Source organism: Microvirga sp. P4_A5, from assembly GCF_056402495.1.
Genome location: NZ_JBFUHH010000127.1, coordinates 1 through 10456, shown reverse-complemented (window position 1 = coordinate 10456; position 10456 = coordinate 1). Strand labels below are relative to the sequence as shown.

General features: G+C 64.2%; 5 protein-coding genes and 1 pseudogene. 3 read left to right on the top strand and 3 right to left on the bottom strand.

Translation table 11 applies throughout. From position 1 onward, the window contains the following. Positions 1 to 383: 383 nt before the first annotated feature. Positions 384 to 1976 (top strand): ABC transporter substrate-binding protein, encoded by a 1593-nt coding sequence (locus tag AC1DVM_RS21015; protein WP_477257711.1) that lies wholly within the window; start codon positions 384 to 386, stop codon positions 1974 to 1976. Positions 1977 to 2162: 186 nt separating this feature from the next. Next, positions 2163 to 2492, top strand: coding sequence for a hypothetical protein (locus tag AC1DVM_RS21010; protein ID WP_477257709.1), 330 nt, complete (start codon positions 2163 to 2165; stop codon positions 2490 to 2492). Between the two features lie 379 nt (positions 2493 to 2871). Here the strand turns inward: AC1DVM_RS21010 and AC1DVM_RS21005 are convergent. The 3 genes and pseudogenes from AC1DVM_RS21005 to AC1DVM_RS20995 all read right to left on the bottom strand — a co-directional run. Continuing rightward, a pseudogene (locus tag AC1DVM_RS21005) lies at positions 2872 to 3340 on the bottom strand (catalase); the annotation flags it as partial. A 150-nt stretch (positions 3341 to 3490) separates the two neighbouring features. Then, positions 3491 to 4507: a thermonuclease family protein gene (locus AC1DVM_RS21000; protein ID WP_477257707.1), complete on the bottom strand. Its 1017-nt coding sequence runs from the start codon at positions 4505 to 4507 to the stop codon at positions 3491 to 3493. After that, the gene (locus AC1DVM_RS20995) at positions 4497 to 5312 is read right to left on the bottom strand and encodes a hypothetical protein (RefSeq protein ID WP_477257705.1); all 816 of its coding nucleotides are present in this window, start codon (positions 5310 to 5312) and stop codon (positions 4497 to 4499) included. Before AC1DVM_RS20995 ends, AC1DVM_RS21000 begins: the two co-directional genes overlap by 11 nt. Positions 5313 to 5845: 533 nt before the next feature. Between AC1DVM_RS20995 and AC1DVM_RS20990 the strand changes: the two genes are divergently transcribed. Continuing rightward, positions 5846 to 10456, top strand: a 4611-nt coding sequence (locus AC1DVM_RS20990; protein WP_477257703.1) for an apolipoprotein A-IV repeat region-like domain-containing protein, incomplete at its 3' end; no start/stop codon positions are given.

Sequence of the window (10456 nt, the reverse complement as noted above, 5' to 3'; positions counted from 1 at the left end):
CATCTTCGCCGTCACATCCTCAGGGCAGATCGAGACATTCGGCGGTTGACGGCAGAAACATTCTGAATCTTTCTTTGTAACGTCACATCATGCTGCGGGAATCGTCGTCACCTGGTTGTTGGGCGAAGCGACGGTTCTCCTCGGAGGAAGCCGCAACGCTGGCTGGCGCCGGGCCGGGCGCTGACATCGCGGGTTGGATTTGCACCAACAATCACCTGCTTCTTCTGTCCGCGCTTCATACGGGCCATATCGGATCGTGTGCGCCACCCGTAATACGGTAAGGCAGCGCTGGACCCATCTGTCGATACCTGCCACCTTGGCCAACTAAGCTGTCAAAAACAGCAACGCGCTTTGTTCCGAAGCGTGCCAGTGGAGACCGGCCTATGATCAGCAAGAACTTGGCAGCGTTAGCTGCCGCAATTTCGCTCGCCGGATTGGCGACGCCCGCCGTTTCTGTCACCCTCCGATATGCCAATCAAGGCGACCTCAAGTCGCTCGATCCGTACACGCTGAATGAAACCACGACGAATGCGCATCTCGGACACGTCTACGAGGGACTGACGAAGCGCGGCAAGGACCTGGCCATTCAGCCGGCTCTCGCCGAACGTTGGGAAACCAGCGAGGACGGATTGCGCTGGCGTATTCATCTCCGTCAGGGCATCAAATTTCACAACGGCAACGCCTTCAACGCCGATGACGTGATCTTTTCTGCAGATCGGGTCCGCGCCACAGGATCGAATTTTGCGACCCGCGTTCCAACGACCGCCAAGTTCGTGAAGGTCGACGATCACACGGTGGATGTAATCCTGACTTCTCCCAATCCGATCCTCAACTCGCAATGGGACACGTGGTACATCATGGACAAGGAGTGGAGCGAGGCGAACAACGCCGCTGCTCCGACGCCCGCGGCCGCGACGACCCCGAGTTTCGCCGCGCTCAACGCGAACGGCACCGGGCCATTTGTGATCGAGAGCCACCAGGCCGGCGTTAAAACCGTCTTCAAGAAGAACGCGAACTGGTGGGGAAAACCCGAACACAATCTGGACGAGATCGTGTTCACGCCGATCAGCAGCGATGCCACCCGCGTGGCAGCGCTTCTCTCGGGCGAGGTCGACGTCATCGAGCCGGTGCCGCTGCAGGATATCCAGCGCGTGAACTCGGCGCCGGACAAGCAGGTCATGACCGGCCCCGAACTTCGCACCATTTTTCTCGGCTTCGATACGGTGCGCGACGAACTGCTGTCCTCCAGCGTGAAGGGGAAAAACCCTTTCAAAGACAAGCGCGTTCGCGAGGCCTTCTACAAGGCGATCGACATGAACCTCATCCGCGATCGCGTGATGCGGGGCCTCTCGACACCTTCGGCGCTCATGATCGCACCTGAGTTGTTCGTGCATTCCAAGGACTTCACACGTCCGAAATTCGACCTGGAAGGCGCCAAGAAGCTTCTGGCCGAAGCCGGCTATCCGAATGGCTTCGAGGTGGGCATGGATTGCCCGAACGATCGCTATGTCAACGACGAAGCCATCTGCCAGGCAACGGTGTCCATGCTGGCGCGAGCCGGCATCAAGGTGAACCTCACCGCGCAACCGAAAGCGCTGTACTTCGCAAAATCTGGAAAATCGGGCGGTTACTCCACGTCGTTTTATCTGCTCGGCTGGACGCCCGGAACGTTCGACTCGCATAACGTGCTTCACGACATCATGGGATGCCGCGATGTGCCGACCTCGAGTCGCGGAGAGACGAATTACGGCGGTTATTGCAACAAGGAACTCGATGCGCTCACCGACCGGATCCTGGTCGAAACCGACAAGACGAAACGGGATCTGCTGATCAAGCAGGCCTTCCAGATCGGAATGGACGATTGGAGCTTTATCCCGGTTCACCAGCAGGCGCTCGCCTGGGGCGTCTCGAAAAAGGTCAAGCTCGTCCAGCGCGCGGACAATCAGATCCTGCTGTACTGGGCGACCAAGGAGTAAGAAAGCTGAGGCCTCCGGCGCATCCCGGAGGCCCTGGCATTTTCTCGCAAGACCGCGTGCCGATGAGGGTCCCGCTTCGGCGCTTCTCCGGCACGCGCAAGCGTGTCCGGCTGACTGCGGCAATGTTTGTTGCCTCTACATTGGCGTTTGGCGGAACTCTCTTGCCCCTTTCGCAATTCAGTGAGGATGCGAACAACTGACAACGGCAAATTTATTCTGCGTCGCGCTTTCAAGGACCTGGAGCGAGCGGTTCCGGACAAACTCGCCTGGGCCATCCGGAACCTGCGCCATCCGCGCGCGCAATGGATCCGCATTCCCGTCGGTGCTCTCCTCATCGTCGGCGGTGTGTTCTCGATTCTACCGTTCCTCGGCGTTTGGATGCTTCCGCTCGGACTTCTTCTGATTGCCTACGACGTGCCTTTTCTTCGCAAGCCCGTAGGGCGATTCACGATTTGGGCTACGCGCAAGTGGGACGGCATTCGCCAGAAGGTTTCTGGGCTCTTGAAACGTCGCTAGGCGCACGTTCACCGATGGGCAGCGGGGGTTGCGGCGAGATGGATCGCCGGCGAGGTTCTCCCCACTTCGCCCGCGACCCGGTTGCCTCACATCAGGCGAGAAGGCGGACTTTCGGCTCCCGATCCCATTGGCGCGTTTTTGCTTGTTCGATAAATTTCGCCGCCCCGGCGCTCAGGTCGATCACTCCCGCATCCGCCATCACGCCCGCCTTGTCGAGCAGAGGTTTTGCCGCGGAGGTGAACCCGATCGCCTTCAGGTGACCGAAGGCGTCCTTGGCAAAGTCGATCGCAGCGCCTTCCGACATCAACTCGGCGCAGCCGGCCTGCGATAGCACCAAAGCGACCGCGTCGAAGACGACCGAGGGCGAGCCCGCGAGCAAGACCGGGATGTTGTTGCCAACCAGATCCCAGTTTCCCTCCTTGGTGTAGAACTTGACAGCGAAGCCGCGTACGTCGCGCGGCGTGTCGACCGAGCCCGCGCCGCCTGCCACCGTGGAGAACCGGGCGAAGACCTCGGTCTTCTGGCCAACCTCCGTCAACACTTTCGCTCGGCTGAATTCACCCAGCGAACTCGTCAATTCGAAGAAGCCGTGCGCGGCCGATCCTCGCGCATGCACGATCCGCTCAGGGATGCGCTCGTGATCGAAATGCTGGATCTTCTCGCGCAGCACGAAATCTTCCAGCAGCGTGGGTCCTCGCCGCCCGCCCTTGAGCGAGTTCTGATTGTCGCTTACGGGGACGCCATGGTTCGTGGTCAGGCAGTCTTCGGCCCCCGACTTGGTGGACTTCGCCGCCGGCACCCAGGTGGTGACCATCTTTTTGCGGGTTCGATTTGTCTGCCGGGGCCATTGTCCAACGATCCTCTGCGTGGGTGCGTGATGGAAAACGCAGCGCGTCGCCGACAACGCACCGCACTTCCACAACTCGCCGTCAGGAGACCCGTTCCGGGTTCGGGTGCGATCCGCAGCGCGCGTTCATATTCGTGGTGCAGTGGGAATATTAGCGCTTCCAGACTCCTTTTTTCTCCGCGCGCGCATGCTGCTCGGCCACGCGAAGCTCCGGCGGAGCGTCCGACGTGGTGCGGGCGCCGCCGTTGAACAGCACCACGACGGAGAGGTCGCGCCCGTCCACCTCGCACCGATGCCGGTCGGTCGGCGGTGRAGCACGGCACAAGACCGTTCGGTCCGCGAGATAGTTGCGCAGGAGATCGGCGTTTCCGCCGCGAGCCCACTCGATGCCGTAGAGGTGAAGAACCTTATCGTCGATCTTGAGCGTCGTCGTGTCGATCACCTCCGCGACGCCGCTGACCTCTTGCACGTCGGGAGACGCGGCGCTTCGGGAGGCCGTCGACTGGGTGGCCGTCGCGCCCGCACGCCCCGAATCGAAGGGGGATTTCCATGGGTTCACGATCAAGACCAGGAGCAGCAGGACGGCCAGCGCTCCCACCAGCAGAACCGGGATCCGACGCCACCAGGGTTGCGAGGCACTCGTCTCCAGGAACGAGCGGGCGGCAGCGCTGGAGGCCTCGACGGTCGAACGCCCGATGGCTTTTGCCACGGAAATAATCTCTTCCAGCTCCGCGTGCCGCTTTGCTTCCGGCTCGACCGGGTCAAGAAGAGGTTCTGCCAACTTTTCTGTCGGCTGGTCGACCGAAGTCGCCACTGTGAGCCAGTCTCTCTCAGCGGTGACGGGAGTGGGGACAATCGCTGGCGCATCATCGAAGAGCTTCGGGTAGCGTTGTTTGAGTTCGCCCACCACGTCCGCGATAGTCAGGTCGACTTCCCGTTCGTCCTCGATTTTTGTGCGCGGTAGCCCCTTCTCGTCGAAAACCAGATAGCGGAGACGCGCCTCCGTGTCGGCCTGTCCTGCGACCGGATGAACGCGGCCAAGGGCGATCAGCACCAGGGTGTCGCGGGACTCCGGCCGGGGGTTGAGCTTGTCGACCTCCTCGCCGATCAGCCGCTCGATTTCAGCCGTCATCCCCCTGCCCGCGTCGACGCTCACATCACTCGTCATCGGCAATGCCTACGCCGCGCGCGATGACCTGACTGTTCTCCGAGGCGATGATGGGGCGGCCCTCGGCGAAGCTAATGCCCAGGTCGAGTGTCGTCGTGCCTTCGGAGCGCTTCCGGCGCTTCGAGCTGGCGGCCATGAAATCGACCACGGTGCGGACATTGCAGATCTCGGCCTGCGCGTCGCAGGCGATCTGCATGCTCTCCCGGCGGGGCTTGTATTCCCGCTCAGGCCAGCGTCGGGCGAAGCGCCGCTTGCCCTTCAACACCTCCTGCACGCTCATGTGGCGGCCGTGAAACATGACGTCCTCACCGTAGAAGCTCGGCATCTCTTTCAACGTCACCGCATTGGGCGCGGACCAGAAATCGAGAAATGCGAAGGTGACGAGCTCGGCCTTGAGGCCGAGCGTGACCTCCGGCGGGGTGGGCAGCGGGCCACGCCGAACGGTCGCCTGATCGCCAGCCTTCTTCTGCGGTTCCTCGACTGAGGGCCGAGGAGCTTCAGTGACGCCCGCGGATGCGGGCGGCGCGAGCGCTGGCGCGGGCGCCGGAACGGCGACATCCGTCGGCGGCCTCGCCTGTTCGGCGCGCGGCGCAGGGGGCGGCGCTTCAACGGGTGCCGGCGTCGCAGGGGGCGGTGCTACGGGCACAGGTGGCGCGGAAGGCGCGGGCTCCACCGGCGACAGCTTAGCGGGAGGGTCGACCCATGGGTTTTCCGCCTGAGCCCAGACCGGCAGCGCCAGGGCGCACGATAGAAACGATGCGATGCAGGCGTTCCTGCAAAGCCGCGCACGCCCTCCAGATGTCATGTTCCAGCTCTCCTTCGAATCYCGGGAGGAGAACCGGTGATGGATCGATTGGTTCAGAGTCTTACACGTGTTTGATTTCCCCGATGGCCGGACGCTCACTGTCGGCACGGAAGGACCGTCCTTTGCCAAATGCCGACCGACCCCGTTTTTCCGTGGGGATGGCGGAGCGACCGAACGCCGCTGGGAGGGGGGACCGGCAGGCCATCGGGTCCGCTCGGATTGGTCGTCCAGAGACCCGAAGCGGCCTTGGCGACCCGGATGGACCGACGAATCGGTAGCATTCAAATATCTGATATGGTTAATGTTTGCGAATTGACGCAGTTACCAAGCCGTTAACGACGTTCTTAAGTCACATTGCGGATCGGGTTCCTTTGCCTGATCCTGGCGGCTAGACTTTGTAGGTAAATGGTAGGTTTCCGACCGGACTCGCCGCAAGGTGCATTCGGCGCGGGCAAAAACCTGGTTCGCAGCGGTCATCATGCCCTTGCGTCACCGGCTTTGGCCATCATTCGGTTGCGTCACGAGGGCTGATCATGGCTACGGAAAATAAGAAGATGAAAGACCCGGCCGAGGCGGCCTTGACCGCCGTCGAGCAGGCCCTGAACCTCGATSAGGTCATCAACCTGCGCGCGTCCGAACGGTCCGAGGCAAGCAAGCTCGACGATCCCAAGCTGCCCGATATCGACGATCACGACTTCACCCGGGGCGCCTTTGCGGACATCGAGGCGAACGCCCCGAAGGATCGCTACAATTCCCGCGATCTCGACGACAACCAGCGCTCCGGCTTCATCGCCCCCGATCGCACAGCCGTCGCCAATGACGACCGGCAGAATGTCGGAACGATGCTTCAGGCCCTGCAGGTCCGCCCCTCGGGCCGCGGCTACAATGTCGCGACGCTGCTGTCCTTGCTGTGGATCGCAGGCGGCGCCTTCTCGCTCTATTCCCAGGGCATCACGACCCCCGAACAGTTCCTGGCCGCCTATACGCCGGCCCAGCTTTCGGTCGCGGCCCTCGTGCTGTTTGCTCCTATCGTCCTGTTCTACATCGCCGCGATGCTCACCGTCCGCTCGCAGGAAATGAAGCAGGTCGCCCGCGCCGTCGGCGAAGTCGCCGTTCGCCTGGCCCAGCCCGAGAATTTCTCCACCGACGCGGTGCTGTCCGTTTCGCAGGCGGTTCGCCGCGAGATCGCGGCCGTCGGAGATGGCGTGGAGCGGGCGCTTGCCCGCGCCGGCGAACTCGAGACGCTGGTCCGCAGCGAAATTTCCACCCTCGAACGGGCCTATTCGGATAACGAAATCCGCATTCGCTCGCTCATCGACGAGTTGGTCACACAGCGCGAGTCCATTGTCACCAATGCGGAGCGGGTTCGCACCGCCATCACCGGCTCGCACCAGCATCTGACGCAGGATCTCGACGAGGCCGCCGAACGGGTGGTCAACGCCATCAGCGGCGCGGGCGAACGCGTCACCGGATCCCTCGAGCAGCGCGGCGAGCAGATCACCCAAGCCCTGGGACGGGCGGGCGAACGGGTCGTGGAGGAGATGGCAGGCCGCGGCGTCGAACTGGTCGACCGTCTGACCGGCGCCAGCGACGAAATCAAGGTCGGCATCTCGGAGGCCGGCACCGCCATCACGGCGGCGCTCGAGAACAAGGCGCAGGACATCACCGGTGCTTTCGAGCGCACCGGGGACCTCCTGAACCGCCACCTCCAGGACGGTGCCGGACAGGTGACGCGCATGTTGGCCGAAACCGGCCGCGGCGTCATCGACACCCTGGCCCAGCAGGGCACGGATGTGCGCGAAGCCTTCGAGCAAACGGCGAAATCGCTGGAAGACAGCTTCGCCCAGCGTGGCAACGAAATCACCGAAAGGCTGACCGCCACCAGCGCGCAGATCACCGGCGACTTCTCGTCCCGCGCCATCGACATGCGCGAGCAACTCGTCAATGCCGGCGCGACGATCGTTCAGGACATCGCCGCCAATGGCGACACGATGCGTGAGGCTTTCGCCACCACGGCGACCACGCTCATGGACGAGCTCGCCTCGCGCAGCGGAACGTTGCGCGAGCAGCTGGCAACCACCGGCGTCGAGGTCGTGGACGAGATCGTCGGACGCGGCGGCGAATTCCGCGAAAAGCTCGCCGCGACCGCCATAGAAGTCACCCGCGAGATCGCGGCGCGCGGCACCGAGGTGCGCGAGCATCTCGAAGGCGCGGTTCGCCTCGCCGACGAATCCATCGGCACCCGCGTCGAGGACCTCGCGGCCCGTCTGGAATCCGCCAGCTTGCGCGTCAGCGAAACGGTGGACGTACAGGGCCAGGCCCTCGAGGGCAGCCTCACCGCCATGGGCGAGCGCATCGCCTCGGTCATGGGCGCGAAGGTGGACGAGTTCCAGAGCGCCTATGAAACCCGCGGCGACCAGTTCACCGCCGCCCTCACCCGTCAGGCCGACGAGGCGCAGAACCGCCTCGCGGGCACCGGAAAGGACATCGTCCTTGCCATCGCGACGCAAGGGTCACGGGTCAACGAGGCGCTCAACCGCACCGCCGACACGCTGTCGACCACGGTGGATACGCGCACACGCGAGATGGAAGAGACCCTCGGCTCGCGCCTCGCGGCGTTCGAGGACGTCATGGGCCGCGGCGGCGAAGTCGCCGACCGGATCTCCCGCGATGTCGGCAGCCTCACCGAAACCATTGGCGGCCGCTTCGAGGAGATGGATCGCCTCATCACCGTGCAGGGCCGCACGATGGCGGAATCGTTCTCGGAACGGGCCCGCGAGGCGACCGGCGCCATCGAGATCCAGCTCACGGCGCTCGAAGAGCACGCGACCCGCCGCACGTCGGAGATCGCGCACAATTTCGACACCATCGTCGAACGTGTCGACAACGCGCTCAGCACGCGTTCCACCGCGCTCAACGAAACACTGGTGATCCGCACAGGCGAACTTGCCCGCATCATGGCCGAAGGCGGCCGCGATATGGCGAGCGCCCTGGAGAGCCGCGTGGACGAAATCGGTCAGAGCATCACCGTCAAGACCATGGCCCTCTCCGATTCCCTTGCCGCCCGCGCCGACCAGATCAGCGCGACCCTCGGCAACCGCGCATCCGAGATCAACGAAACGCTCGGCAGCCGCGCGGAGGAAATTGCCGGCACGCTCGACCAGCGCGTCTCGATGTTCGAAGAGCGCGTCGTCAACCGTCTCGACGGCGTCGTCGAGGCCATCGACGAAAAGGGCCACGCGGTCCTCGGCTCGCTCGGCGGCCGCATCGGCGAGATCCGCAGCATTTTCGATACGCAGGGCCTGTCGCTCGTGTCGAGCCTGGGCGAACGCGGCGAGGCCATCGGCCGCGATGTGGCGGCCATCACCGACGTGACGCTCCGCACCCTCGAAGAGCGCAGCGGCGCCGTGATCGACGGCTTGCAGGAGCGCAGCAACAACCTGCTGTCGTCGCTCCAGGAGCGCACGACCGAATTGACGTCCTCGTACCTGCAATCCACCGAGGCCATGCGCGCCGCGATCGACGAGGGTTCGTCCCGCGCGGTCGAAACGCTTGTCGGCACCAACGAGCGCCTTCGCGACGAATTGTCGGAAGTCCTCGGTCGCCTGCAGGATGCCAACCGGCTGCTGCAGCAGGTTTCGGCCAGCGCAAGCGGCAATCTCGGTGCCATCGAGGACGGGTTGTCAAACCGCGTGCAGCAGATCGAGGGGCTTCTGGCCGAGGTCGCATCGCAAACCGGCCGCGCGTCCGAACAAGTGGCCGACCAGGTCGAGGCACTGCGGTCGGTTTCCGGCGGCGCGATCCATCAGGCAACCGAACTGGCGCGTGCGCTCGAGGAGCGGGGCCGCTCCCTGACCGAAGGCGTCGGCGCGCAATTGCAGACGCTGACGGAAGCAGCCTCCTCCCTCGAACAGGCGGAAAGCCGCATGAGCGCAGCCTTGGCGGGCCGCGAGCAATCGCTCAACGACCTGCTCGGCCGGATCGCCACGCGCTCCGAAAATCTCGAAGCCGTCACCCGCTCCTTCACCACACTGGTTGAAGGCTCGCTGCAGAATGCGGAGTCGAAAGCCCGCCAGATCGGCTCGGTCCTGGCCAATTCGGCCGAGGCCACCACCCATGCGATCGGCGAGCAATTCGAACGCATTCGCAGCTCCACGGGTGAGGAAGGCGAGCGCACCGCGTCCGCACTTCGCAGCGCCTACGAGCAGGCCGCCGCCGAAATGTCCGAGGCCCTCAACAACGCGACGGCGAAGTTCCGCGACACCATGAACGAGATGCGCGGCATGACCGGGCAGATCCAGCGCGAACTCGAAAACACCCGCGCCGAACTGCATCGGGGCGTCGTCGAGCTGCCGCAGGAGACGCAGGAAACCACCGCCAACATGCGGCGCGTGGTCGCCGACCAGATCAAGGCGCTCAACGAATTGTCCGCCCTCGTCTCGCGGTCGAACCGCGTGGTGGATGCGGCGCCTGCGGTGCAGCCTCGCCGGGTCAACGAGGCATCCATCGCGGCTGTCGCGGCGGTGGTCGAGCAGCGTCCCGCACCGGCCGTCGTCACGGCTCCGATGCCGATGAACGCGCCTGCCGCGACCTTCGCCCGCCATGTCGAGCCAAAGGCCGCGCCCGCCCCGGTTCAGCAGCCCGTTCCCGCTCCCGCCCCTGCCCCCGTGCGTCAGGCTCCGCCGGTTGCGGAACGTCCCGCCCCGCGACGGGAAGATCCGGCGGCCGGTCGCGGCGGCTGGCTCTCCGGCCTGCTCGATCGCGCCTCCCGCGACGAGGAAGAACCCGGACGCCCCGGTGTCCGTGGCGACCGCTCGCGGGTCAACAGCCTCGAGTCCCTCGATTCCATCTCGGTGGACATCGCCCGGATGATCGACCACGATGCGGCCGTGGAATTGTGGGACCGCTACAAGCGCGGCGAGAGCAAGGTGTTCACCCGTCGTCTCTACACGCTCCAGGGCCAGCAGACCTTCGACGAGATCCGCCGCAAATACGTTCGCGACAGCGAGTTCAAGGCGACCGTCGATCGCTATGTGGAGGAATTCGAGCGGCTTCTCGCGGAAGTCTCCCGCGATGACAGGGACTCGATGCTGACCAAGACCTACCTGACGTCGGAAACCGGCAAGGTCTACACCATGCTGGCC

What these genes read in the sequence shown, in the direction of transcription:
- AC1DVM_RS21015 (WP_477257711.1), top strand. Translation starts at nt 384, where the DNA reads ATGATCAGCAAGAACTTGGCAGCGTTAGCTGCCGCAATTTCGCTCGCC.
- AC1DVM_RS21010 (WP_477257709.1), top strand. Translation starts at nt 2,163, where the DNA reads ATGCGAACAACTGACAACGGCAAATTTATTCTGCGTCGCGCTTTCAAG.
- AC1DVM_RS20995 (WP_477257705.1), bottom strand. Translation starts at nt 5,312, where the DNA reads ATGACATCTGGAGGGCGTGCGCGGCTTTGCAGGAACGCCTGCATCGCA.